General features: G+C 74.0%; 23 protein-coding genes. 10 read left to right on the top strand and 13 right to left on the bottom strand.

Annotated features, from left to right (window positions below; all coding sequences use genetic code 11):
* Positions 1 to 21: 21 nt before the first annotated feature.
* Entirely contained in the window at positions 22 to 399 is a 378-nt protein-coding gene (locus DMP17_RS20035; protein ID WP_226366794.1) for a VOC family protein, read from the top strand.
* Between the two features lie 13 nt (positions 400 to 412).
* Here the strand turns inward: DMP17_RS20035 and DMP17_RS20030 are convergent, their stop codons facing one another.
* Positions 413 to 697 (bottom strand): DUF5703 family protein, encoded by a 285-nt coding sequence (locus DMP17_RS20030; RefSeq protein WP_062400830.1) that lies wholly within the window; start codon positions 695 to 697, stop codon positions 413 to 415.
* Between the two features lie 105 nt (positions 698 to 802).
* A complete protein-coding gene (locus tag DMP17_RS20025; RefSeq protein WP_226355601.1) occupies positions 803 to 1,750 on the bottom strand; it encodes an aldo/keto reductase in 948 nt (315 codons plus the stop codon).
* 168 nt (positions 1,751 to 1,918) lie between these two features.
* Here DMP17_RS20025 and DMP17_RS20020 point away from each other — a divergent pair, with 168 nt between their 5' ends.
* The 4 genes from DMP17_RS20020 (at position 1,919) to DMP17_RS20005 (ending at position 5,043) form a co-directional block, all read left to right on the top strand.
* On the top strand, positions 1,919 to 2,740 hold the full coding sequence (locus tag DMP17_RS20020; protein ID WP_226355602.1) for an undecaprenyl-diphosphate phosphatase: 822 nt from the start codon (positions 1,919 to 1,921) through the stop codon (positions 2,738 to 2,740).
* Positions 2,741 to 2,769: 29 nt separating this feature from the next.
* Entirely contained in the window at positions 2,770 to 3,477 is a 708-nt protein-coding gene (locus tag DMP17_RS20015; RefSeq protein ID WP_337830291.1) for a histidine phosphatase family protein, read from the top strand.
* 97 nt (positions 3,478 to 3,574) lie between these two features.
* The gene (locus DMP17_RS20010) at positions 3,575 to 4,159 is read left to right on the top strand and encodes a DUF3090 domain-containing protein (protein ID WP_208821306.1); all 585 of its coding nucleotides are present in this window, start codon (positions 3,575 to 3,577) and stop codon (positions 4,157 to 4,159) included.
* Positions 4,156 to 5,043 (top strand): SCO1664 family protein, encoded by an 888-nt coding sequence (locus DMP17_RS20005; protein WP_308253083.1) that lies wholly within the window; start codon positions 4,156 to 4,158, stop codon positions 5,041 to 5,043. The genes DMP17_RS20010 and DMP17_RS20005 overlap by 4 nt, the downstream gene beginning before the upstream one ends.
* On the opposite strand, the gene DMP17_RS20000 is transcribed toward DMP17_RS20005, so the two are convergent.
* Positions 5,040 to 7,343 carry a UvrD-helicase domain-containing protein gene (locus DMP17_RS20000; protein WP_337830290.1) on the bottom strand — a complete coding sequence of 768 codons (2,304 nt, stop codon included), beginning with the start codon at positions 7,341 to 7,343 and terminating at the stop codon, positions 5,040 to 5,042. The genes DMP17_RS20005 and DMP17_RS20000 overlap by 4 nt on opposite strands.
* Before the next feature lie 35 nt (positions 7,344 to 7,378).
* Positions 7,379 to 8,203, bottom strand: a complete 825-nt coding sequence (locus tag DMP17_RS19995; protein WP_337830289.1) for a sulfite exporter TauE/SafE family protein — start codon at positions 8,201 to 8,203, stop codon at positions 7,379 to 7,381.
* Between the two features lie 77 nt (positions 8,204 to 8,280).
* Here DMP17_RS19995 and DMP17_RS19990 point away from each other — a divergent pair, with 77 nt between their 5' ends.
* Together DMP17_RS19990 and gndA are read left to right on the top strand one after the other, a co-directional pair.
* Positions 8,281 to 9,144, top strand: a complete 864-nt coding sequence (locus tag DMP17_RS19990; RefSeq protein WP_226350890.1) for an alpha/beta fold hydrolase — start codon at positions 8,281 to 8,283, stop codon at positions 9,142 to 9,144.
* Between the two features lie 94 nt (positions 9,145 to 9,238).
* Positions 9,239 to 10,675, top strand: coding sequence for an NADP-dependent phosphogluconate dehydrogenase (gndA, locus tag DMP17_RS19985; RefSeq protein ID WP_337830288.1), 1,437 nt, complete (start codon positions 9,239 to 9,241; stop codon positions 10,673 to 10,675).
* Between the two features lie 29 nt (positions 10,676 to 10,704).
* Here gndA and DMP17_RS19980 read toward each other — a convergent pair whose 3' ends face one another.
* The gene (locus DMP17_RS19980; protein ID WP_226350892.1) at positions 10,705 to 12,417 is read right to left on the bottom strand and encodes an MFS transporter; all 1,713 of its coding nucleotides are present in this window, start codon (positions 12,415 to 12,417) and stop codon (positions 10,705 to 10,707) included.
* A gap of 123 nt (positions 12,418 to 12,540) precedes the next feature.
* Between DMP17_RS19980 and DMP17_RS19975 the strand changes: the two genes are divergently transcribed.
* The 3 genes from DMP17_RS19975 to DMP17_RS19965 are packed head-to-tail and all read left to right on the top strand — an operon-like array spanning position 12,541 to position 15,034.
* A complete protein-coding gene (locus DMP17_RS19975; protein WP_226350893.1) occupies positions 12,541 to 13,329 on the top strand; it encodes a polysaccharide deacetylase family protein in 789 nt (262 codons plus the stop codon).
* Positions 13,330 to 13,352: 23 nt separating this feature from the next.
* A complete protein-coding gene (locus DMP17_RS19970; protein WP_337830287.1) occupies positions 13,353 to 14,516 on the top strand; it encodes a YncE family protein in 1,164 nt (387 codons plus the stop codon).
* Positions 14,513 to 15,034 carry a DUF2127 domain-containing protein gene (locus DMP17_RS19965; RefSeq protein WP_337830286.1) on the top strand — a complete coding sequence of 174 codons (522 nt, stop codon included), beginning with the start codon at positions 14,513 to 14,515 and terminating at the stop codon, positions 15,032 to 15,034. The genes DMP17_RS19970 and DMP17_RS19965 overlap by 4 nt, the downstream gene beginning before the upstream one ends.
* On the opposite strand, the gene DMP17_RS19960 is transcribed toward DMP17_RS19965, so the two are convergent.
* From DMP17_RS19960 to DMP17_RS19925, 8 genes are all read right to left on the bottom strand, one after another.
* The gene (locus DMP17_RS19960; RefSeq protein WP_337830285.1) at positions 15,011 to 16,150 is read right to left on the bottom strand and encodes a flavin-containing monooxygenase; all 1,140 of its coding nucleotides are present in this window, start codon (positions 16,148 to 16,150) and stop codon (positions 15,011 to 15,013) included. The genes DMP17_RS19965 and DMP17_RS19960 overlap by 24 nt on opposite strands.
* A 67-nt stretch (positions 16,151 to 16,217) precedes the next feature.
* Positions 16,218 to 17,174, bottom strand: coding sequence for a pyridoxal-phosphate dependent enzyme (locus DMP17_RS19955; protein ID WP_226350897.1), 957 nt, complete (start codon positions 17,172 to 17,174; stop codon positions 16,218 to 16,220).
* A gap of 49 nt (positions 17,175 to 17,223) precedes the next feature.
* On the bottom strand, positions 17,224 to 18,186 hold the full coding sequence (locus DMP17_RS19950) for a cytochrome c oxidase assembly protein (protein WP_337830284.1): 963 nt from the start codon (positions 18,184 to 18,186) through the stop codon (positions 17,224 to 17,226).
* A 154-nt stretch (positions 18,187 to 18,340) separates the two neighbouring features.
* On the bottom strand, positions 18,341 to 18,934 hold the full coding sequence (locus DMP17_RS19945) for a DinB family protein (protein WP_337830283.1): 594 nt from the start codon (positions 18,932 to 18,934) through the stop codon (positions 18,341 to 18,343).
* 110 nt (positions 18,935 to 19,044) lie between these two features.
* Positions 19,045 to 19,347, bottom strand: a complete 303-nt coding sequence (locus DMP17_RS19940; protein WP_337830282.1) for a hypothetical protein — start codon at positions 19,345 to 19,347, stop codon at positions 19,045 to 19,047.
* 16 nt (positions 19,348 to 19,363) lie between these two features.
* On the bottom strand, positions 19,364 to 21,076 hold the full coding sequence (locus DMP17_RS19935) for a glycerol-3-phosphate dehydrogenase/oxidase (RefSeq protein ID WP_226350901.1): 1,713 nt from the start codon (positions 21,074 to 21,076) through the stop codon (positions 19,364 to 19,366).
* A gap of 130 nt (positions 21,077 to 21,206) precedes the next feature.
* On the bottom strand, positions 21,207 to 22,724 hold the full coding sequence (gene glpK / locus DMP17_RS19930; RefSeq protein WP_226355606.1) for a glycerol kinase GlpK: 1,518 nt from the start codon (positions 22,722 to 22,724) through the stop codon (positions 21,207 to 21,209).
* A gap of 52 nt (positions 22,725 to 22,776) precedes the next feature.
* Positions 22,777 to 23,517 (bottom strand): MIP/aquaporin family protein, encoded by a 741-nt coding sequence (locus tag DMP17_RS19925; RefSeq protein WP_374203678.1) that lies wholly within the window; start codon positions 23,515 to 23,517, stop codon positions 22,777 to 22,779.
* Positions 23,518 to 23,619 lie beyond the last annotated feature (102 nt).

Below are 23,619 nucleotides of genomic sequence, written 5' to 3'. Positions count from 1 at the left end.
TGCAGGTCACATCCTGGGGGCATGGCCGAGCTGAACCACACCATCGTCCACTCCCGTGACAAGCGCGCCGGGGCGGCGTACCTGACCGAGATCCTGGGGCTGCCCGAGCCGACGTCGTTCGGGCCGTTCCGGGTCGTGCGCGTCGCGAACGGCGTCGACCTGGACTTCATGGACGCCGACCCGGCGACGATCGTCCCGCAGCACTACGCGTTCCTGGTCTCCGACGACGAGTTCGACGCCGCGTTCGCCCGGATCACCGCCCGCGGGCAGCAGTACTGGGCCGACCCCGGCGGGAGCCGTCCCGGCGAGATCAACACCCACGACGGCGGCCGGGGCGTCTACTTCGAGGACCCGTCCGGGCACCGGATGGAGCTCATCACGGTGCCCTACGGCGGCTGACGGGCGGGGACCGTCAGAAGGTGGGCTCGGGCAGCAGGCCCTGCTGGGCACCGAGCCGTCGTCGCAGCACGATCTTGCGCACGCCACCGGGGTAGAGGCGCAGCCGGGACAGCTCCCAGCCGGAGAACTCGGCCTGGATCGCCAGCCGCACCGACGCCGTCAGCCGGGAGACGTCCCCCTCGATGCGCACCGGGCGGTACTCGTACCGGTCGTCGGTCCAGCCGTCGCCGTCCCGAGTCCCGGCCACCCGATTCCCGGCGGCGGAGTCCTCCGACCCGTTCCCAGCGCCCTCGGTCATGCGTGCCTCCCGGTCGTGCCGTGCTCGTCGGTGCCCACCGGGTGAACGGTGGGTGTCGCGTCGGGCATTCCCACTGTAAAGGGCACCCGGGCCGGCGGGGGAGGGTCAGACGGGGTCGCTCACGTCGTCGAGCGCGGTGCGGATCTCGGCGGGCAGCACGAGGTCCTCGGCCGCGAGCGAGGCCCGCAGCTGGGCCGCGTCCCGCGCCCCGACGACGGCCGAGGCCACCCCCGGGCGGTCCCGCACCCAGGTCAGCGCCACCGACAGCGGCGAGGTGCCGAGCCCGTCGGCGGCGGTGAGGACCGACTGGACGATCCGCGCCGAGTGCTCGGTGCGGCGCGCCTCCACGTACGAGGCCAGCAGCGCGCTCGCGCCGCGGGAGTCCGCCGGGGTGCCGTCGGTGTACTTGCCCGTCAGCACACCCCGGCCCAGCGGGGCCCAGGCCAGCAGCCCGAGGCCGTGGTGCCGGGCGGCGGGCAGGAGCTCGGCCTCCGGCTCCCGGGCGAGCAGCGAGTACTCCACCTGCGCCGACACCGGACGGCAGACGGCCGGGTCGGGCCCGGCGGTGGCGCCGCCCGCGACGGTCGCCAGCTGCCAGCCGGCCGGGGCGACCAGCCCGGCGTAGCGCACCCGTCCGGAGTAGACGGCGACCTGCACCGCGGACAGCGTCTCGTCCAGCGGCACCCGGGGATCCCAGCCGGGGAACTGCCACAGGTCCAGGTGCTCGGTGCCCAGCCGGCGCAGCGTGCGGTCCAGTGAGCGCAGCAGCGCGGTCCGCGAGGCCCGTTCACCCGCGTCGGGGGCGGCCGTGCCGCGCCCGGCGAGGACGACGTCGTCGCGACGCACGGTGCCCCGCAGCAGCCCGCCGAGCACCTGCTGGGCGGCGCCGCCGCCGTAGTCCTCGGCGGTCTCGACGAGGGTCCCGCCGACGTCGACGAACGCGCGCAGCTGGTCCGCGGCGTCGGCCGGGGAGGTGTCCTCGCCCCAGGTCATGGTGCCCAGGCCGACCCGCGACACCTCGAGGCCGCTGCTGCCCACCGGTCTGCGTTGCACGGTCGTCGAGCCTAGGCGCGCGGGCCCGCGGGACCGGTGAGGGCGCGCAGAGTGACCCCCGTCTCGGCGAGTACGGTGACGGCCCGTGATCAACCAGGAGCCGAGCCGCCAGGACCGGACGACCCCGGACCGGAGCACCCCGGTCCGCGGCCGCGACGGGAGCCGTTCGTGAGCTGGCTCGAGGTCGTCGTCCTCGGGATCGTCCAGGGGCTCACCGAGTTCCTCCCGGTGTCCTCCTCGGCGCACCTGCGGATCGTCTCGGCGGTCGGTTTCGGCGGGGACCCGGGGGCGGCGTTCACCGCCGTCTCCCAGCTCGGCACCGAGGCCGCGGTGATCGTCTACTTCGCCAAGGACATCTGGCACCTGTTCATCACCTGGGTGCGCGGGTTCCGCGACGCGGAGGTCCGCGCCACCGACGACTACCGGCTGGCCTGGCTGGTCATCATCGGGTCGGTCCCGATCGCGGTGCTCGGAGTGCTGTTCAAGGACCAGATCGAGGGCGTCGCCCGGAACCTCTGGCTGGTCGCGACCACACTGATCGTGTTCGGTGTCCTGCTCGGCCTGGCCGAGCGCTTCGGCAAGCAGGTCAAGCCGGTCGAACGGATCACCGTCAAGGACGGCATCCTGCTCGGCTTCGCCCAGGCCATGGCGCTCATCCCGGGTGTCTCGCGGTCCGGCGGCACGATCACCGCCGGCCTGTTCCTGGGGCTGACCCGGCCCGCGATCGTGCGGTACTCGTTCCTGCTGGCGATCCCGTCGGTGTTCGGGGCCGGCCTGTTCACGCTGCCCGACGTGTTCGCCGGCGACGGCCCGTCCGGGGCGCAGATGCTCGTGGCGGTGGTGGTCGCGTTCGTCGTCGGCTACGCGGTGATCGCGTGGCTGCTCCGGTTCGTGCAGAACAACACCGTCTACGTGTTCGTCGCCTACCGGATCGCGCTGGGTGTCGCCCTGCTCGCCGCCCTGTCGCTCGGCGCGGTCAGCGCGTACTGACCGCCGTCACTCCCGTAGCCTCGGTCGGCGTGACGACCTTGATCCTGCTGCGGCACGGCCGGTCCACCGCGAACACCGCGGGCGTGCTGGCCGGGCGTACCCCGGGCGTGGAGCTCGACGACCGCGGCCGGGAGCAGGCGGCGGCCGTCGTCGACCGGCTCGCGGCCCTGCCGATCGCCTCGGTCGTGACCTCCCCGCTGGAGCGGTGCCGCCAGACCGTCGCGCCGCTCGCGGCGGCCCGCGGGCTGGAGCCGGTCGTCGAGGACGACCTGGCCGAGGTCGACTACGGCGCGTGGACCGGGCGGAAGATCACCGACCTGATCAAGGAGGACCTGTGGAAGGTCGTCCAGGCGCACCCGTCGGCCGCGACCTTCCCGGACGGCGAGTCCCTCGCCGGGATGCAGGCCCGCTCGGTCGCGGCGGTGCGCCGCCACGTCGCCCGGGTCCGGGCCGAGCACGGCGAGGACGCGATCGTCCTGGCCTGCAGCCACGGTGACGTGATCAAGGCGATCCTCGCCGACGCGCTGGCCAGCCACCTCGACAACTTCCAGCGGATCGTCGTCGACACCTGCTCGGTGAGCGTCGTCACCTACACCGAGCTGCGGCCGTTCGTCGCGCGGATGAACGAGCAGTCCGGCGACGTCGCGAGCCTGGTCCCGAAGCCGAAGCCCGCCGAGGGCGAGGAGCAGCCGGTGAACGCCTCCGACGCCGTGGTCGGGGGTTCCACGAACGCGTGAGGCGGGGTGATCCACCTCGCATCGTCCCTGGTGGACGCACCCACAGGTGACCGCGGGGATGCCCCCGCAGCCGGATACGCCTACCCTGGGAAGGGTCATGGCACGCGTCATCCACGTCTTCCGCCGACCCGACCGCTTCGTGGCCGGGACCGTCGGCGAGCCCGGCGATCGCGCCTTCTACCTGCAGGCGATCGAGAGCAGCCGCACGATCAGTGTGCTGCTGGAGAAACAGCAGGTCTCGGTGCTGGCCGAACGCATCACGGCGCTGCTGGGCGAGGTGTCCAAGCGCTTCGGCGAGGACAACCTGCTCGGCGCGACCGTGACCACGGGGTCCTCGGACAACGACCCGCTCGCGGTCCCGCTGGAGGAGGAGTTCCGGGTCGGGACCATGGGCCTGGGCTGGGACGCCGACTCGAGCTCGATCGTCGTCGAGCTGCTCGCGGTCACCGAGGAGGAGATCGACGAGTCGGTCGTCCTCGACGACACCGAGGAGGGCCCGGACGCGCTGCGCGTGTTCCTGTCCCCGACGGCGGCGAAGGCCTTCGCCGAGCGCGCCGAGAAGGTCGTCGACGCCGGCCGTGCCCCGTGCCCGCTGTGCGCCGAGCCGCTGGACCCGGCTGGCCATGTCTGCGTGCGCCTCAACGGCTACCACGACCGCAACCCCGTGGCCGGGACGGAGTGACGCTCGACCTGCGCGACCCCGCGGTGTTCGAGGTCCTGCGCACCGGCCGCATGGACATCACCGGCCGGATGGTCGACGCCTCCAACGCGACCCTGTTCGGCACCGTCTCCCTCGACGGCGTCGAGCTGCGCTGCGTCTACAAGCCGGTGCGCGGGGAGCGCCCGCTGTGGGACTTCCCGGACGGCACCCTCGCCGGGCGCGAGGTCGGCGCCTTCCTCGTCTCCCAGATCTCCGGGCTCGACGTCGTCCCGCCCACGGTGCTGCGCGACCAGGCCCCGTTCGGGACCGGCATGGTGCAGGCCTGGGTCTCCTCGGGCGACGAGAGCGCCCTGTCCGAGCCGCCCGCCGACGACGCGGGCGACGAGCTGGACGGCGACATCACCGAGGAGACCATCCAGCTCGCCACCGAGTCGCTGGTCGAGCTGTGCGAGCCGCACGAGATCCCCGGCGGCTGGCTGCCGGTGCTCCGTGCCCGCGACGGCGCGGGGGATCCGGTCGTGCTGGTCCACGCCGACCACCCGCAGCTGCGGGACATGGCGCTGTTCGACGTCGTCGTCAACAACGCCGACCGCAAGGGCGGGCACGTGATCCTCGCCGGGGACGGCGACGTCTACGGCGTGGACCACGGCCTCACCCTGCACACCGAGCCGAAGCTGCGCACCGTCCTGTGGGGCTGGGTCGGCGACGAGCTCGGCGAGGAGCACACGGCCGTCCTGAAGGAGCTGCGTGCGCGGCTGGCGGGGGAGTTCGCCGACGTCCTCGGCGAGCACGTCACCCGCCGCGAGGTCGCGGCGCTGCGCTCCCGGATCGACCACCTGCTCGCCGAGCCGCGCTTCCCCGGCCCGGACGGCTACGGCCCGGCCATCCCCTGGCCGGCGTTCTAACCGGTCACCTCCAGGAGCCCCAGCCGCTGCGTCGCGCGGGTCATCGCTACGTAGAGGTCCGCCGGGTCGGCCGCCCGGATCCGCTCCGGGTCGACGATCACGACGGCGTCGAACTCCAGGCCCTTCGACGACACCGGGGTGTGCACCGGCACACCGGGTGACCCCAGGTCGGTGCCGGGCGGGGCGATCACGGTGACCGTCCCGTCGGCGGTGCGGGCCCGCTCGTCGTCGACGGCGGCGCGGACCGCGGCGGCGAGCTCCCCGGCCGGGACCGTGCGGGTCCACGGCTGCTCACCGGTGCTGCGCACCGACTCCGGCGGGCGACGGTCCGGGGCGTAGGTCGCCAGCACCCGTGCGGCGGCGTCCATGATCTCCGACGGCGTCCGGTAGTTCACCGTCAGCGTGCGGTGCGTCCAGCGTCCGGCCAGGTGCGGGGCGAGCACGTCGGCCCAGGCCCGGGCGCCGGCCGGGGCGCTGCGCTGGGCGAGGTCGCCGACCGCGGTGATCGACCGCGCCGGGCAGCGCCGCAGCAGCACGTGCCAGTCCATCGCGGACAGCTCCTGCGCCTCGTCGACGACGAGGTGCCCGTAGCGCCAGTCCCGGTCACCTGCCGCGCGCTCGGCCACGGTCAGCGGCACCCCGGCGACGTGCCGCTGAGCGAGCATGTCCGCGGTCACGAAGTCGGTGGGGCGCAGCTCGTCCGGGTCCTCCCCGGCGAGCGACCGGTCCGCGGACTCCAGCACGGTCAGCACCTCGGCGGCGTAGGCGCTGTCCGGCTCGGGCGCCGCGGCGGGTGTCCCGTCCGGGACCGGGCCGAGGAGCTCGGCGAGCTCGTCGAGCAGGGGCGCGTCGGCCACGGTCCACGGCGTGCCCGGGTCCCGCCGCAGCGACTCCGGAGCGCCCGCGGCGGCCAGCCGGTCCGGGTCGGCGTACAGCTCGGTCAGGGCCCGCTGCGGGGTCAGGACCGGCCACAGCCGCTCGACGGCCGCGTGGAACCGCGGGTCGGTGCGCACGGCGTCGCGCAGCTCGGCCCGCATCTCGGCCGACACCTCGGCCGCCCCGGCGGGCTCGATCTCCGGGATGTCCAGCCCCGCCAGCAGCTCCGCGAGCTCCGGCGGGTCCTCCAGACCGACCTCGAGCCGCTCCAGCCCCTGGTCGACGAGCAGCCGCCCGAGGGTGTCGCGGAACGTGGTGCGGGCGGTGTTGTGCGGCTGCCCGGTGGCGCGGGCCCGGCGGCGCGCCTCGGCGGCCAGCGGCGTGTCGATCTCGACGGTGACGTCGTCCATCTCGATCGCGACCGGTGTCCCGGGCAGCTCCTGGCGGTCGTCGACGGCGCGGCGCAGCACGTCGACCATCGCCAGGTCGCCCTTGAGCCGGGCCGTCCCCGGCGGGTCGGTCGTCTCCGCCACGACGCCGTGCGCGAGGCGTCCCGGGGTGGTGAACACGACCGCGGACTCGCCGAGCGCGGGCAGCACCCCGCCGACGTAGTGCACGAACCCCGCACTCGGCCCGACGACGAGCACACCGCTGCGGGCGAGCCGGTCGCGGTGGGTGTAGAGCAGGTACGCGATCCGGTGCAGCGCGACGGCGGTCTTGCCGGTCCCGGGGCCGCCCTCGATCACGACGGTGCCCGACAGCGGCAGCCGGATGATCTCGTCCTGCTCGGACTGGATCGTCGTGACGATGTCGCGCATGCGGGTCCCGCGCGGCGCGGTGAGGGCGGCGAGGAGCGCGGGATCCGACGCCGACACGGTCCCGGTGCCGGGCCCGTCGCCGTCGAGGAGGTCGTCGTGGAAGCCGGCGACCCGCTCGTGCGGGGCGGTGCCGGCGACGGTGTAGTGCCGGCGCCGGGTCACCCCGAGCGGGGTGACCGGGGTGGCGCAGTAGAACGGCTGCGCGGCCGGGGCCCGCCAGTCGACCAGCGCGCTCTCGCCGTCGGCCGGGTCCGTCAGCCCGATCCGGCCGACCCGGGTCGGGGCGGCCCCGTCGGTGTGGTCCAGACGCCCGAAGCACAGTCCCGCGCGGGCCGCGGTGAGCGTGCGCACCCGCTCCGAGGCGCGCTGCACCGACACGTCGCGCTCCCAGCGGGCGCTGAGCTGCTCCCCGGCGCGCTCGGCGGCGGCGCCCCGGGCCTGCGCGTCCGCCGCGGCGAGCTCGTCGTCGAGCAGGGCGTGCAGCCCGCGGAGGTGCCGGGTCTCGCGGATCAGCTCCACCTCGTAGGCGGAGTCGGTGGTCGCCGGGGTCTTGCCATCCGTGTTACACTTGAAGTGCAGGTCCACGTTCTCGTGTTCTGAGCGCACCCCACAGGGTAGCGCGCCCCCGGTTCCCTGCGCACTCATTCCCGTCGTCGGCGGACCAGCCCGACGGTCTCGCGCACCGCCATCGCCGTCGCGAACGTGCCGAACACCAGCCCCAGCACGACCGCGTTGAGCGCCAGGCCGAGGAACGCGCCCGCCACCGTGCCCGGCGCGGCGGTCACCGCCAGCACCGTGCCCCACTTCCCGGACGCGGTGCCCTGACGCAGGTGCGCGACCGTCCCGACGATCGAGTTCGGGATGAACATCAGCAGCGAGGTCCCGGCCGCGACGTGCAGGTCCGTGCCGAACAGCAGCACCATCGCCGGAACCGCGAGCAGTCCGCCGCCGAGTCCCATCGCACCCGCCCAGGCCCCGATGACCAGGCCGACCACCGTCGCCGTCGGGTACAGGAACCAGGGATCGGCGACCAGTGACGCCGGCACCACCGCCCCGCCGAGCAGCGGCACGCCCAGCGCGTCGACGAGCAGCTTCGCCGCCGTCAGCACCAGCACGGCCACCAGCAGCACCCGCAGCAGCGTCTCCGAGGCGCGCGCCAGCAGCTTCGGCCCGATCCACCCGCCGACCGTGCCGCCGACGATCAGCCCGGCGCCGGTCCGCAGGTCCAGCGTCCCGCCGCCGAGCGCGTAGGCGGCCGCACCGGCGACGCAGACCCCGATGTTCGCGATCGTCGACGAGCCGTGGATCCGGGCCCGCGACATCGCGGTGAACCGGTCGAGCGCGGGCACGAACAGCACCCCGCTGCCGCCGCCGATCAGCCCGCCGACGACACCGCCGACCAGGCCGATCACGCCCACCGGCACGGCCCGGCCGTCCCGGTCCGTGTCGGGGGAGAGGCGGACCATCGGGCCAGTGTCACCCCACCGGCGGTCCCGCCGTGCGCGGCGTCCCAGCGGGCGGGAATCGGGGATACGGTCGGCCCATGACGCTCCCGGCCCCGCAGCGGATCACCGTCCCCGGCACGACCCTGCCCGAGATCACCCTGTCCGTGCACGACACCGGCGGCGACGGCAGCCCCGTCCTGCTGCTGCACGGCTGGCCGGACCGGGCCGCCCTGTGGACCCACCAGGCCGCCGCGCTCGCCGGGGCCGGGCACCGCGTCGTCGTCCCGGACCTGCGCGGCTTCGGGGACTCCGACCGGCCCGCCGAGGTCGAGCACTACCGGATGCGGGCCCTGGTCGCCGACGTCCTCGGCGTCGCCGACGCTCTCGGGATCGACCGGTTCGCCCTCGCCGGGCACGACTGGGGCGCCTCGCTCGGCTGGGCCCTCACCCTCGCCTCGCCGCGGGTGACCCGCTACGCCGCGTTCTCCGTCGGGCACCCGGCCGCGTTCGCCACCGCGGGGTTCCGGCAGAAGGCGATGTCCTGGTACATGCTCTGGTTCCAGTTCCCCGGCGTCGCCGAGCAGGTCGTCCCGGCCGACGACTGGCAGTTCCTGCGCGGCTGGCTGCACGCGACCCTGCCCGAGGGGCACCCGATGGCCGTCCGCCAGCTCGCCGACCTGTCCCGGCCGGGCGCCCTGACGGCGTCGCTGAACTGGTACCGCGCCAACATCGACCCGGCGACGTTCGTGCCCACCACGATCCCGCAGCCCCCGCGGATCACGGTGCCGACGATGGGGGTGTGGAGCGACGGCGACCTCGCGCTCACCGAGGGGCAGATGCGGGGGTCCTCGGCGTACGTCGACGACTTCCGCTTCGAGCTCGTCGAGGGCTGCGGGCACTGGATCCCGGAGGAGGCGCCGGAGACCGCGAGCGCCCTGCTCGCCGACTTCCTCGCAGGGTGACCGAGGGGACACGCGCTCCTCGCTGCGCTGCCGGGGGCCGCGGGCCAGGATGGGTCGGGTACAGCGGCGTCCGAACGACACGGAGGAAGCACTGATGGCGGAGAAGAGCCGGATCGGGGTCACCGGGCTGGCGGTGATGGGGGCGAACCTCGCCCGCAACATGGCCCGCCGTGGTTTCCCGGTGGCGGTGCACAACCGCACCACCTCGAAGACGACCGAGTTCATGAAGGACTACGGCGACGAGGGTGCCTTCACCGGCACCGAGTCGCTGCAGGAGTTCGTCGACGCGCTGGAGACCCCGCGCAAGATCGTCGTCATGGTGAAGGCGGGCAAGCCGGTCGACGCCGTCATCGACGAGCTGGCCCCGCTGCTCGACCGGGGCGACATCATCATCGACGCCGGCAACTCGCACTTCCCCGACACCGACCGCCGTGCCGCGTACTGCGAGGAGCGCGGGCTGCGCTTCATGGGCATCGGCGTGTCCGGCGGCGAGGAGGGCGCCCTCAACGGGCCGAGCATCATGCCCGGCGGCCCGCAGGAGGCCTACGGCGAGGTCGAGGAGATCCTCACCGCGATCGCCGCGAACGTCGACGGCACCCCGTGCTGCACCCACGTCGGCCCCGGCGGCGCCGGGCACTACGTGAAGATGGTGCACAACGGCATCGAGTACGCCGACATCCAGCTCATCGCCGAGGCCTACGACCTGCTCACGCACGTCGCCGGGCTGTCCGCGCCGGAGATCGGCAAGATCTTCGAGGAGTGGAACTCGGGCGACCTCGAGTCCTTCCTCATCGAGATCACCGGCATCGTGCTGGCCAAGACCGACGAGAGGACCGGGAAGCCGCTCGTCGACGTGATCGTCGACCAGGCCGAGCAGAAGGGCACCGGCCGCTGGACGGCCATCGACGCGCTCGACCTCGGCGTCCCGCTGACCGGCATCACCGAGGCCGTGTTCGCCCGCACGCTGTCCAACCTGCGCGACGAGCGCCGGGAGGCCTCGACCACGCTGGGCGGCCCGACCCCGGGCTCGGGGAAGAACCGCGACGAGCTCGTCGAGGACATCCGCCAGGCCCTCTACGCGTCCAAGGTCGTCGCCTACGCCCAGGGCTTCGCACAGATGCGTGCCGCCTCGCAGGCCAACGACTGGGACCTCGACCTCGGCGCGATGGCCCGGATCTGGCGCGGCGGCTGCATCATCCGCGCCCAGTTCCTCAACCGGATCACCGAGGCCTACGAGTCCCACCCGGACCTGGACAACCTGCTGATGGTCCCGTACTTCACCGAGGCCGTCGCGAACGCACAGGACGCGTGGCGCCGGGTCGTGGTGACCGCGACCGAGCAGGGCGTGGCGATCCCCGCGTTCTCCTCCAGCCTGTCCTACTACGACGGCTACCGCCGCGAGCGCGGCCCGGCCAACCTGATCCAGGGGCTGCGCGACTACTTCGGGGCGCACACCTACGCGCGCACCGACGCCGACGGCAAGTTCCACACCCGCTGGAGCCAGGACGGCAGCGAGGTCGCCGCGGACTGACGCCCGCGGTCCCCGCCCGGCCCCGGGGGTCAGGTCCGGGCGGGGACCGGGGCCACCACGTCGGCCTCGTCGTCGACGTGGTGGTACTTCCCGCCGCGCAGCGCGCTCGCCACCGCGGCGACCAGGCAGGCGACGGCGGCGAAGCCGAGGGCGAAGGTCAGCCCGTCGGCGAACGGGCCGGAGATCAGCTGCGGGAAGAACTCCCGCCCGGTCAGGTACGCCGACTGCGCGGGCGCCAGCGCGCCGAGGACCTGCGGGCCGAGCAGCGTCGCGATCGGGTTGTAGCCCAGCAGCGCCGCGAACAGGATCCCGACCGGCGGCAGCGCCGCGACCCGGTCCGCCGCGAGCTCCGGCACGCCCTGGGCCATGAGCCCGTCGTGCAGCGACGTGGGCAGCGTCGTCGACAGGCCCGCGATGAGCAGCGAGAAGAACACCCCGATCGACAGCACCGTCGCCGCGTTCTGGAAGGTCGAGGTCATGCCGGCCCCGGCGCCCCGCTGGTGCGCGGGCAGCGAGTTCATGATCGCCGCCCGGTTCGGGGAGCTGAACAGGCCCATCGCCAGGCCGTTGAGCGCCAGCAGCAGCGCGAACGCCCGGTAGTCGAAGTCGACCGGCAGCGCCAGCAGCGCGAGGAACGTCGCGGCCGCGCCGAGCATCCCGACCGTGGCGAAGGCGCGGGCGCCGTAGCGGTCGGACAGGATGCCCGACACCGGTCCGGCGACGAGGAACCCGATCGTCAGCGGGACCATGTAGATGCCCGCCCACAGCGGCGTCGTCTCGAACGGGAAGCCGTGCTCGGGCAGCCAGATGCCCTGCAGCCAGATGATCAGGATGAACTGCAGCCCGCCGCGGCCGAGCGCGGCCAGCAGGCTCGCGATGTTGCCCGCGGTGAACGCGCGGATCGAGAACAGCGAGACGTGGAACATCGGCTCGGGCACCCGGCGCTCGATCCAGGTGAACAGCGCCAGCACCGCGATCCCGCCGAGGATCAGGCCGAGGACGAGCGGGCTGGTCCAGCCCATGACGTCGTCGCCGTAGGGCTGGATGCCATAGGTGATGCCCATCAGGACGGCGACGAGCCCGACCGCGAACGTCAGGTTGCCCCACCAGTCGATCCGCGCCGCGCGGCGGGCGCCGGTGTCGCGGAGCCGGGCGTAGGCCCAGATCGTGCCGAACACCCCGACCGGGACCGACACCAGGAACACCAGGTGCCAGTTCACCGGGGCGAGCACCCCGCCGACGACCAGCCCGAGGAACGAGCCGGCGATCGCCGCGACGGAGTTGATCCCGAGCGCGAGCCCGCGCTGGTGGACCGGGAACGCGTCGGTGAGGATCGCGGTCGAGTTGGCGAGCAGCAGCGCCCCGCCGACGCCCTGCAGCACCCGCATGGTGATCAGCCAGACCGCGCCGGCGTCGCCCTGCATCCAGGTGGCGGCCAGCAGCACCGAGAACACCGTGAAGACGGCGAAGCCCAGGTTGTACATGCGGGTACGGCCGTACATGTCGCCGAGCCGGCCGAAGCTCACGACCAGCACCGCCGTGACGACCAGGTACCCCATGATCAGCCACAGCAGGTAGTCGATGTTGTCCGGCGCCAGCGGGTCGATCCCGATGCCGCGGAAGATGTCCGGCAGCGCGATCAGCAGGATCGACATGTTGATCGTCACGATCAGCACGCCCATCGTGGTGTTCGACAGTGCGACCCACTTGTACCGGTCGGCCGGTCCCGATTTGTTGAGCATCGCTAATAACTGTAGCTCTCCGGTGCGCGTTCGCGCCACGGTCTCGCCCGGCTCGTCCGGTCCGTCCCGATCCTCCCTCGGGTAAAGGAATTCCCAGGTCGGGCGGGGTCTACAGTCCGCGGCGTGAGGTGGCGAGGGGTGGAGCCGTCCGCCGGGACGACCCGGCGCGAGGTGCTGCGCGCGGCGGCCGCCGCAGCCCTGCTGGCGGCGACGGGCGGGTGCTCCACGGGCACCGCGGCATCCCCGCCGCCGTCCCCGGTGACCGGCACCCCGTCCGCTCCGCCGACCACCACGCCCGCCCCGGACCCGGCCGGGACCGAGGTCGCGCACGCCGGCACCGGGCGCCCCGAGCTGGCGCTCACCTTCCACGGCGCCGGCGAGCTCGACCTGGCCCGCCGGGTGCTCACGCTGCTGCACGACCGGGGCGCCGCGGTGACCGTGCTCGCCGTCGGGACCTGGCTCGCCGACAGCCCCGACGCCGCCCGGATCGTCACCGGGCTCGGCCACGAGATCGGCAACCACACCTGGTCCCACGGCGACGTCGACGGCCTCGGCGAGGCCGCCGCCCGCGTCGAGATCGAGCGCTGCCGGGACGTGATCGCGGCGGCCACCGGCGGGCCCGGGGCGTTCTTCCGGCCCTCGCAGGCCCAGCACGCGACCCCGCTGCTGCGCCGCCTCGCCGCCGACGCGGGCTACCCGGTGACCCTGTCCTACGACGTCGACTCCCGCGACTTCACCGACCCCGGACCGGCCGCCGTCGCCGCCCGGGTGCGGACGGCCGGGCCCGGCAGCGTCGTGAGCATGCACCTGGGCCACCCCGGCACGCTCGCCGCGCTCCCCGCCGTCCTCGACGACCTCGACGCCCGCGGCCTGCGCGCGGTCACCGCGACCCGCCTGCTGGCCCCGGCATGACCCGCCCACCCCGGAGGGAACCCGTGCGCCGCCCGCTGTACGTCCTGCTGGCCCTCGCCGCGCTCGCGGCGGGCTGCTCCGGCCCCGCGCCGACGACCCCCGGGGCGTCCCCGGCCCCGTCGGCCGCGCAGGCCGCGCCGGAGCAGGCCGGGCTGCCCGGCATGCCCCCGGTGACCGACCCCGGCAACGTCGACGCGGCCGCCGGCGCGAACATGCTCTCCGACGCCGCCCGTGCGGCGAAGCCGCTGGTCTACGTCCCGCACACGAAGTCGGGGGAGGTCCGGGTGATCGACCCGGCGGCCTTCGCCACCGTCGGCACCTACCGCCTCGGCGGGGAGCTGCAGCACGTGGTCCCGGCGTGGGACATGCAGACCCTCTACGCCACCGACGACACCACGAACAAGATCACCCCGTTCGACCCGCGCACCGGGCTGCCGGGCCGGAACATCCCGGTCGAGGACCCCTACAACATGTACTTCACCCCGGACGGGGCCTCGGCGATCTCGGTCGCGGAGGCCCGCCGGAAGCTGGACTTCTACGACCCGCACACCTGGGCCCGCCAGACCGAGATCCCGACCCCGGACTGCGCGGGCATCGACCACGCCGACTTCACCCCCGACGGCCGGACCGCGGTGTTCACCTGCGAGTTCGCCGGCCGCGTCGCCGTCGTCGACATCCCGGGACGACGGCTGCTGCGGATGGTCGACATGCCGGTGCGGCACACCATGATGGGCCCGCAGGACATCAAGCTCGCCCCGGACGGCTCGGTGTTCTACATCGCCGACTCCGAGGAGAACGGCGTCTGGGTGCTCGACGGCGCCGCCACCCGCGTGCTGCGCGAGATCCCGACCGGCGCCGGCGCGCACGGGCTCTACCTCTCCCGCGACGCCCGCGACCTCTACGTCACCAACCGGCACGACGGCAGCGTCTCGGTGCTGGACTCCCGCACCGGCGCGACGAAGGCGCTCTGGCGGATCCCCGGGAAGGCGAGTCCCGACATGGGTAACGTCTCGGCCGACGGCCGGACCCTGTGGTTGTCCGGGCGCTACGACCGGGAGGTGTACGTGCTCTCCACCGACGACGGGCACCTGATCCGGCGGATCCCGGTCGGCGACGGCCCGCACGGGCTGTGCGTGTGGCCGCAGCCCGGCCGCTACTCCCTCGGCCACACCGGGATCACCCGGTGACCGCCGGACCGACGGCGACGACGACCTCGGCCCGCCGGACCGAGCAGCTGTTCCGTGTCGCCCTGGTCGTGAAGGGCATCGACGGGGCCGCGGAGCTGCTGGGCGCCGTCGCGCTGGTGCTGGTGTCGGGGGACTGGCTGCACCGGGTCGTCGCGCAGATCCTCGCCCGCGACCTGATCGGACCGCCGGACGGCACCCTGGCCCGGCACCTGACCGAGGGCGTCGACCGCTTCGCCGGCGGGGACCGCACCTTCGTCATCGTCTACCTCGGGCTGCACGGCGTGCTCAAGCTCGGCCTGGTCGCGGCGCTGCTGACCCGCTGGCGCCCCGCCTACCCGCCCGCGGTGGTGATCCTCGCGGTGTTCGTCGTGTACGAGCTGGTCCACGCCTGGCACACGCACTCCATCGTGCTGCCGTTCCTCGCCGCGCTCGACATCGCGATCATCGTGATGGTGATCCGGGAGTACCGGCTGCTCGGCCGGGAGGCCGCCGACTCAGGCGCCGGCCGCGACGGGTAGTCGCTCCAGGACCGCGCGCGCCGCGGCGCGACCGGCCCGGTCGGCGCCGATCGTGCTCGCCGAGGGGCCGTAGCCGACCAGGTGCACCCGCGGGTCGGCGACGACGCCGGTGTCCAGCGGGGCGCCCATGACGATCCCGCCGCCCGGTCCGCGCAGCCGCAGCGGGGCGAGGTGGCCCAGCGCGGGCCGCCAGCCGGTCGCCCACAGCAGCACGTCCGCGGGCTCGCGGGTGCCGTCGGACCACTCCACCCCGTCCGGCACGACCCGGGCGAACATCGGCCTGCGGGCCAGCACCCCGCTCGCGATCCCGGCCCGCACCCCGGGCGTGAGCCCCAGCCCGGTCACACCGACGACGCTGCGGGGTGGCAGCCCGGCCCGGACCCGCTCCTCGACCCGGGCGACGGCGGCGCGCCCCTGCCCGGGCCCGAACGGCCCGTCGTGCCACTCGGGCTCCCGGCGGGTGACCCAGGTCGTCGCGGCGGCGTACGGGGCGATCTCCAGCAGCAGCTGCACCGCGGTGATCCCGCCGCCGACCACGACGACCCGCCGGCCGGCCATGGCCTCGGGACCCGGGTACCCACGGGCGTGCAGGCTCGTGCCGCGGAACGTCGCGAGGCCCGGGTAGGCGGGCACGAACGGGCGGGTCCAGGTGCCGGTGGCGTTGATCAGGTGGTCGGCGACCCAGGTGCCGCGGTCGGTGTCGACCGCCAGCGGTCCGTCGGTGTCGACGTCCGGCGGCCCGCCGGCGTCGGACACCCGGCGGACGTGCACCGGGCGCACGACCCGCAGGTCCAGCTCGCGTTCGATGCGCCCGAAGTAGGCCGGGACGGCGTCCCGCGCGGGCAGGTCCGGGTCGGCGCCCGGGTCGTCGAAGCCGGAGCGGACCCCGGCGACGTCGTGGATGCCGTTCACCGTGCGCATCCGCAGGGTCGGCCAGCGGTGCCGCCACGCGCCGCCGGGGCCGTCCTCGCCGTCGAGCACGACGAAGCCGGGGCCCGGCTCCAGCCCGCCGCGCCGCAGCCCGGCCGCCGCCGACAGGCCCGCCTGGCCCGCGCCGATCACCACGACCCCGGTCCGCTCCACATCCGGGCCAACGCCCCGGCCGCATCCGGTCATCCCGCGGTGATCGCCGGTTGTGGAGCATCACGCCCGCCTCGCGGACGCTGCGCTCCACAACCGGTGATCACGGCTGCGCCGCGGCGCGGACCACGTCGGCGACGTCGGCGTTGCCGCCGCAGACGACCAGGGCGAGCCGGGCGTCCGGGTGCCACTCCACGATCCGGCGGGCGGCCGGGACCAGACAGCCCGCGGCCGGCTCGGCCCAGATCCCCGCGTGCTCGGCGAGGGCGAGGGTGCCGCGGCAGGCCTCGGCGTCGTCGACGACGAGGACCTCGTGCACCAGCGCGCGGACGTGGTCGTAGGTCAGCTGCGACGCCGACGGCGCGGACAGCGTGGTGATCGCCGACGAGATCGTGACGGGCGTCGGGCCGCCCGCGGCCAGGGCGGCGGACATCGCCTCGGCACCGACGGTCTCCACACCCCACACCCGGGTGCCGGGCAGCAGGGCGTGGACGGCCGTGGCGACCCCGGAGATCAGCGCCCCGCCGCCGATGGAGACCAGCACGTCGGTCGGCGGCTCGCCGAGGGCGACCGCGTCGCGGGCCAGCTCCAGCCCCACGGTGCCCTGCGCGGCGACGATCACCGGGTCGTCGAACGGGTGCACCAGCGTCCGCCCGGCCCGCTGCAGCTCCCCGGCCTGCGTGAACGCGGCCGCGATGTCGTCGGTGAGCCGCACGTCGGCACCGGCGGCGCGGGCCGCGGCGACCGACCGGGCCGGCGCGGTGCGCGGCATGACGACGACCGCGTCCACCCCCGCGGCGCCCGCGACCTCGGCGACGGCGAGCCCGTGGTTGCCGCCCGACACCGCGACGACGCCCGCGGCGCGCTCGACGTCGGTCAGCGACGCGAGCTTGGCCAGCACCCCGCGCGGCTTGAACGACCCGGCCCGCTGCAGGTGCTCCAGCTTGAGCAGCACGGGCGCGCCGAGGGCCGCGGACAGCCCGGGGGAGGGGACGGTCGGGGTGCGCACCACGCCCCCGGCGATCCGCTCCGCCGCCGTCTCGATGTCTGCGATGCTCACCCGGTCCGCCACCGCCGCAACGTAACCCCGGCCCCGCGGCCGGGCCCGGTCAGGTCCGGGGCCGGAAGCGGTCGGCGAGCTGCGGGTCGTCCTGCCACCACAGCCGGGACGGGGCGGGCGCGGCGTCGGCTCCGGATTCCGGGCCGGACGCAGGAGCCGGGGTCTCGGCGGCGTCGACCTCGGCGTCGGTCGCGCGGGCCCGGCGTGCGTCCTCCCGGGAGAACAGCCACAGCACGACCCCGAGGAACGGCAGCCCGACCACGTCGCCGCCGATCCACAGCACCCCGGCGCCGAGCACCTGGTCGGTGTGCGGGTCCGGGCCCCAGCCGCGGTGCAGCCCCAGGTAGTACGCCGCCGCGACGGCCGGGCCCAGCCACAGCACGATCCCGAGCACGGCGTCGCCGACCATCTCGGCGATCGTCAGCACCAGGGTCACCGGGTACGGCGTCGACGCGGGTGTCGGGTCGATCCGCAGCCGGGTCCAGAAGTAGACGAACCCGCAGGCCACGAGGCCGGTTCCGACGGCACCGGACACGACGCCGTCGCGCAGGGTCATGGCGTAGAGCGGGGTGAGGTAGACGACCATCAGGGGCGCGACGAGCAGCACGGTCGCCGCGAACGGGCCGGTCAGCACCCGCGCGACCCGGGAGCGCAGCACCCGTCGCCAGGCCGGGCGACGGTCCTCCGGCACGCCCGCCGCCAGCAGCGTCAGCGGCGCACCGAGCGCGAGCAGCATCGGCACCACCATGAGCAGCAGCAGGTTCTGCACGGCGCGCACCCAGAACAGCGTGTCGTCGTACACCCCGACGAACGACGACCCGGCCAGTACGGCGACGACCAGCCCGGCGCCGAACGCGACGGCACGGCCCCGCGGCCATCCTGGACGGCCCCGGGCGGCGACCGTGTAGCCCGCGGCCGCCGTGGCACTCGCCCCGAGCAGGAGGGGCGCGAACCGCCACGTCGTGAACAGCCGGAGCGCCGTCAGCGGCGGCAGCAGCGCGGCGGCCGTCACCGTCGGGCCGCGGGGGAGCAGGTCACGGCGTCATCCTGCGCCGCTCCGGACCGCCGTGGAAGGGACGGTGGGCGGGTCGGCACGACTGCGTCGAACCCGCCCGGGATCCGTTCGGCGCCGTTCGTGCGGGTCGTCCGGAGCACCGGGCCCGGGCTCAGCCCATCGTCCGCGCGCCGTCGATCGCCTCGCGGATGATGTCGGCGTGCCCGGCGTGCTGGCTGGTCTCGGCGAGCATGTGGATCGCGACCCGGCGCACCGACCAGGACGTGTTCGGCTCGAACCACGGCGCGACCGGCAGGGCGTGCGCCGCGTCCAGGTCCGCGGTCCGCAGCACCTCCTCGGTGCGCGCGGCGACCTGCTCGACCCGGGCCCGCAGGTACTCCAGGGTCTCGTGGTCGGCCAGGACGAACCGGGTGTCCACCCACTCCTCGCCGGAGGCGGACCAGTCACCGCCGTTCGCGTCGGCCTCGGCGTCGACGGCGCCCCAGTCGACGGACTCGTTGTAGACCTCGACGTCACCGAACGCGGCGGCGCCCTCGACGGCGAAGCGGAACCACTGCTCCTCGGTGTCCGCGACGTGCTTGAGCAGCGAGGCGATCGTCAGCGCACTCACCGTGCTGCGGGTGCGCGCCTGCTCCTCGGTCAGCCCGTCGGCGGTCTGCAGCAGGAAGCCGCGGTGCCGCTCCAGGGTGGCGATCAGCTCGGCACGCTCGCCGGTCAGGGCCTGCTTCTCGTCGGTGGCGTTCATTCCGGGGCCGCCTCTCGGGGTCCGCGGACCGGGTCCGTCCCGGTCCGACGGGAACGACGATAGGACCGATCGCGGACGGATCCGGTCCTCGATCAGGGGCGTCTCCGGAATCAGTCGTCGAGATCGTGCAGCGCGGTCTCCCAGCGCTCCCGGCGGGCGTCGTCGTCCAGGTCCCACCAGGGGGTGCCGCGCTCGCCGAGGCCGTGCTTGGCCGCGGACACCCGCGTCCGGGCGGCGGCGACGCGGTCGTCGTCGCCGGTCCGCCTACCGGCCCCGACCTCGGCGCGGGCCTTCCCGAGGTGCTGCTGCAGCGCGGACCGCACGTCGTCGGGGATCGTCGGATCGGTGGCGCGCCACCGGCGGCCCCGGACGACGATGTACCGGCCGTCCGGGGTCCGCTCGGGTTCGCTCACGGGGTGGCGGCGGTGCTCAGCCGCTGACCGGCACCACGTCCGGCGCGCCGAGGCGGGCGGCGTCGGCGGTGGCGTCGTCGGGCATCTTCTGGCTCTCCCGCTCGGCCTCGACCCGCTTGACGTAGTGGTCGACCTCGCGGGCGATCTGCTCGTCGTTCCAGCCGAGCACCGGGGCGACCAGCTTCGCGGTCTCCTCGGCGGCACCCACGCCCCGGTCGAAGGTCTCGATCGAGATCCGGGTGCGGCGGGCGAGGATGTCCTCCAGGTGCCGCGCTCCCTCGTGCGAGGCGCCGTAGACGACCTCGGCCCGCAGGTAGTCCTCGGCGCCGGTGAGCGGCTCGGCCAGGGTCGGGTCGGCGATGAGGAGGTCGAGAACCTCGTCGATCAGCGAGCCGTACCGGCCGAGCAGGTGCTCGATCCGCACCGGGTGCAGCCCGCTGCGCGCGGCGAGCTGGTGGGTCGAGTTGCGCAGCGCCGTGAAGCCCTCCGCGCCGAGCAGCGGGACCTTCTCGGTGCAGGAGGCGGGCACCTTCGCGTCGAGCGAGTGCACGGCCGCGTCGACGGCGTCCTTGGCCATCACGCGATAGGTCGTGTACTTGCCCCCGGCCACGACGACCAGCCCGGGAACCGGGGTGGCGACGGCGTGCTCACGGGACAGCTTCGAGGTCGCCTCGGACTCGCCGTGCAGCAGCGGGCGCAGGCCGGCGTAGACGCCCTCGACGTCCTCGTGGGTCAGCGGCTGCTCCAGCACCTCGTTGACGTGCGCGAGCAGGTACTCGATGTCGGCCGCGCTCGCCGCCGGGTGCGCCTTGTCCAGGTCCCAGTCGGTGTCGGTGGTGCCGATGATCCAGTGCCGGCCCCACGGGATGACGAACAGCACCGACTTCTCGGTGCGCAGGATCAGCCCGGCGTCGCCGCGAATCCGGTCGCGCGGGACGACCAGGTGGATGCCCTTGGACGCACGCACCTTGAACTGGCCGCGCTCGCCGGCGAGGCCCTGGGTGTCGTCGGTCCACACCCCGGTGGCGTTGATGACCTCCTTGGCGCGGACGTCGAACCGGTCGCCGGACTCCAGGTCCTGCACGGTCGCGCCGATCACGCGGCCGGAGTCCTTCAGCAGCCCGACGACGCGGGCGCGGGTCGCCACGTGCGCGCCATAGGCGGCCGCGGTACGGGCGATCTCCATGGTGTGGCGGGCGTCGTCGACCTGGGCGTCGTAGTACTCCAGGGCCCCGACCAGGGCGTCCTTGCGCAGCGACGGCACGACCTTGCGGGCGCCGCGACGGGTGAGGTGCCGGTGGTGGGGCAGGCCGCGGGCCCGGCCGGACAGCAGCCCGAGCGAGTCGTAGAGCGCGACGCCGGCACCGGCGTAGAAGCGCTCCCACACGTGGTGCTTGAGCGGGTAGACGAACGGCACCGGGCGGACGAGGTGCGGCGCGAGGGTCTGGATCAGCAGCCCCCGCTCCTGCAGCGCCTCGGCCACCAGGCGGAAGTCGAGCATCTCCAGGTAGCGCAGGCCGCCGTGGATGAGCTTGGAGGAACGGCTCGACGTGCCGGACGCGAAGTCGCGGGCCTCGACCAGCCCGGTCGACAGACCACGGGTGGCCGCGTCGAGGGCGGCACCGGCGCCGACGACGCCACCGCCGACGACCAGCACGTCCAGTTCGCGGTCGCCCATCGCCTGCAGCGCCGTGGTACGGGCCTCCGGGGAGAGCGCCACCGATTTCATGATCAGACCTTCCTGAGTGGTTCGTGCTCGTGCTGTCCCGCCGGGGGACTACCCGTTGAACACCCGTCCGATCGCGGGTGTGCCCGGTGTCGCCCCCACGTGTGGTGAGGGCGACACCGGGCGGGTGGTCCTACTGGACGTCGACCCAGTCCAGGGTCCGCTCGACGGCCTTCTTCCAGCGGCCGTAGCCCTCGTTGCGCTGCTCCTCGGACCAGGTCGGCTCCCAGCGCCGGGCCTCGTTCCAGTTCTCCCGCAACTCGTCGGTGTTCTTCCAGAACCCGACGGCCAGCCCGGCCGCGTAGGCCGCACCGAGCGCGGTGGTCTCGGCGACGACGGGCCGCGAGACCGGGACGCCCAGCACGTCGGCCTGGATCTGCATGCACAGCTCGTTCTGGGTGACGCCGCCGTCGACCTTCAGCGTCTCCAGGGTCACCCCGGAGTCCTTGGTCATGGCGTCGCTGACGTCGCGGGACTGGTAGCAGATCGCCTCCAGCGTGGCCCGGGCCAGGTGCGCGTTGGTGTTGAACCGGGACAGGCCGACGATCGCGCCGCGGGCGTCGGAACGCCAGTACGGCGCGAACAGGCCGGAGAACGCCGGGACGAAGTACACGCCGCCGTTGTCCTCGACCTGGCGGGCCAGCGACTCCGACTGCGAGGCGCCGGAGATTATGCCGAGCTGGTCGCGCAGCCACTGCACGGCCGAGCCGGTGACCGCGATGGAGCCCTCCAGCGCGTAGACCGGACGCTCGCCCTCGAACTGATAGCACATCGTGGTGAGCAGGCCGGACTCCGAGCGGACCAGCTCGGTGCCGGTGTTGAGCAGCATGAAGTTGCCGGTGCCGTAGGTGTTCTTGGCCTCGCCGGGGGCGAAGCAGACCTGGCCGACGGTCGCCGCCTGCTGGTCGCCCAGGTCACCGGTGATGGGGACCTCGCCGCCGAGGGGGCCGTTCGCGAGGGTCTTCCCGAACGCGGTCGCCGACGACGACGGCTTGATCTCCGGCAGCATCTGCCGCGGGATGCCGAAGAAGCCGAGCAGCTCGTCGTCCCAGTCGAGGCTCTCGAGGTCCATCAGCATGGTGCGGCTGGCGTTGGTCACGTCGGTGACGTGCAGCCCGCCGTTGGTGCCGCCGGTGAGGTTCCAGATGACCCAGGTGTCGGTGTTGCCGAAGACCGCGTCGCCGTTCTCGGCGGCCTCGCGGACGCCGTCGACGTTCTCCAGGATCCACTGGATCTTGCCGCCGGAGAAGTAGGTGGCGGGCGGGAGACCGGCCTTGCGGCGGATGACGTCACCGCGGCCGTCGCGGTCGAGTGCGGTCGCGATCCGGTCGGTGCGGGTGTCCTGCCAGACGATCGCGTTGTAGTACGGGCGCCCGGTGCGCCGGTTCCACACGACGGTGGTCTCACGCTGGTTGGTGATGCCCAGCGCGACCAGGTCGGACGCGGACAGTCCGGTCTTGGTGAGCGCCTGCTGCAGGCAGGTGTTGGTGCGCTCGATGATCTCGATCGGGTCGTGCTCGACCCAGCCGGCCTGCGGCAGGATCTGCTCGTGCTCCAGCTGGTGGCGACCCACCTCGTTGCCGCTGTGGTCGAAGATCATGAAGCGGCTGGAGGTGGTGCCCTGGTCGACGGCGCCGACGAACTCGGCCATGAGTTCTCCTGTGTGTCTCGAGCGGGTGGTTCGGGGGTGGGGGCGGGTGCGGTCAGCGCACGTCGCCGACCTCCTGCGGAGCGTCCTCGACGGGGATGTAGCGGTCGATCAGCAGCTTGAACAGGCCGCCGCCGACGAGGGCGCCGACCAGCGGCGCGACGATCGGCAGCCACCAGTACGGCGTGCCGTCACCGGTGACCCACGCGGTCTCGTACCCGGTGATCCACGATGCCAGGCGCGGGCCGAAGTCGCGGGCCGGGTTGATGGCGTAGCCGGCGTTCGCGCCCCAGGCCATGCCGATGCCCACGACCAGGATGCCGATCATGAACGGAGCCATGTTGGACAGCGGGCCCTTGTTGCGCGGGTGGACCAGCGCGAAGATCACGAACACCAGGATCGCGGTGCCGACGACCTGGTCGAAGAACGCCGTCGTGATCGTCGTCGGGTCGCCCGGCGAGGTCGAGAAGATGCCCTGGGTGTCGGTCAGGTTCGGGTCGACCGAGCGGATGAAGTCGGCGTAGACGAACCGGACGATCAGCGCGGCGACGAACGCACCGAGGGTCTGGGCCAGTACGAACGGCGCGACCTTCCGCCACGGGAAGCCCTCGTAGACGGCGAAGGCCAGCGTGACGGCCGGGTTCAGGTGGGCGCCGGAGATCCGGCCCGCCACGTAGACGCCCAGCATCACGCCGAAGCCCCAGGCCCAGGCGATCGAGTCGTAGGCGCCCTTCGAGCCGTCGGGCGTGGTGACGACCTGTGCGACGACGCCGACGCCGAACAGGATCAGGATCATCGTCCCGGCGAACTCGGCGCTCAGCTCGCCGATCAGCGACGGCGCCTTGGCGGCGGCCGCCGGGGTCGCCCGTGTGGTCCGTGCCGCGGGTGCGGGATCGGC

It is taken from the genome of Pseudonocardia sp. TMWB2A, from assembly GCF_017312135.1.
Note: the sequence above shows the minus strand (reverse complement) of the source record. Positions and strands in the feature narration are given on the sequence as shown.

Coding starts and splice junctions, on each gene's coding strand:
- DMP17_RS20035 (WP_226366794.1), top strand. CDS start 22: ATGGCCGAGCTGAACCACACCATCGTCCACTCCCGTGACAAGCGCGCC.
- DMP17_RS20030 (WP_062400830.1), bottom strand. CDS start 697: ATGACCGAGGGCGCTGGGAACGGGTCGGAGGACTCCGCCGCCGGGAAT.
- DMP17_RS20010 (WP_208821306.1), top strand. CDS start 3,575: ATGGCACGCGTCATCCACGTCTTCCGCCGACCCGACCGCTTCGTGGCC.
- DMP17_RS19995 (WP_337830289.1), bottom strand. CDS start 8,203: ATGGTCCGCCTCTCCCCCGACACGGACCGGGACGGCCGGGCCGTGCCG.
- DMP17_RS19990 (WP_226350890.1), top strand. CDS start 8,281: ATGACGCTCCCGGCCCCGCAGCGGATCACCGTCCCCGGCACGACCCTG.
- gndA (WP_337830288.1), top strand. CDS start 9,239: ATGGCGGAGAAGAGCCGGATCGGGGTCACCGGGCTGGCGGTGATGGGG.
- DMP17_RS19980 (WP_226350892.1), bottom strand. CDS start 12,417: ATGCTCAACAAATCGGGACCGGCCGACCGGTACAAGTGGGTCGCACTG.
- DMP17_RS19960 (WP_337830285.1), bottom strand. CDS start 16,150: ATGACCGGATGCGGCCGGGGCGTTGGCCCGGATGTGGAGCGGACCGGG.
- DMP17_RS19945 (WP_337830283.1), bottom strand. CDS start 18,934: ATGAACGCCACCGACGAGAAGCAGGCCCTGACCGGCGAGCGTGCCGAG.
- DMP17_RS19935 (WP_226350901.1), bottom strand. CDS start 21,076: ATGAAATCGGTGGCGCTCTCCCCGGAGGCCCGTACCACGGCGCTGCAG.
- glpK (WP_226355606.1), bottom strand. CDS start 22,724: ATGGCCGAGTTCGTCGGCGCCGTCGACCAGGGCACCACCTCCAGCCGC.
- DMP17_RS19925 (WP_374203678.1), bottom strand. CDS start 23,517: ATGATCCTGATCCTGTTCGGCGTCGGCGTCGTCGCACAGGTCGTCACC.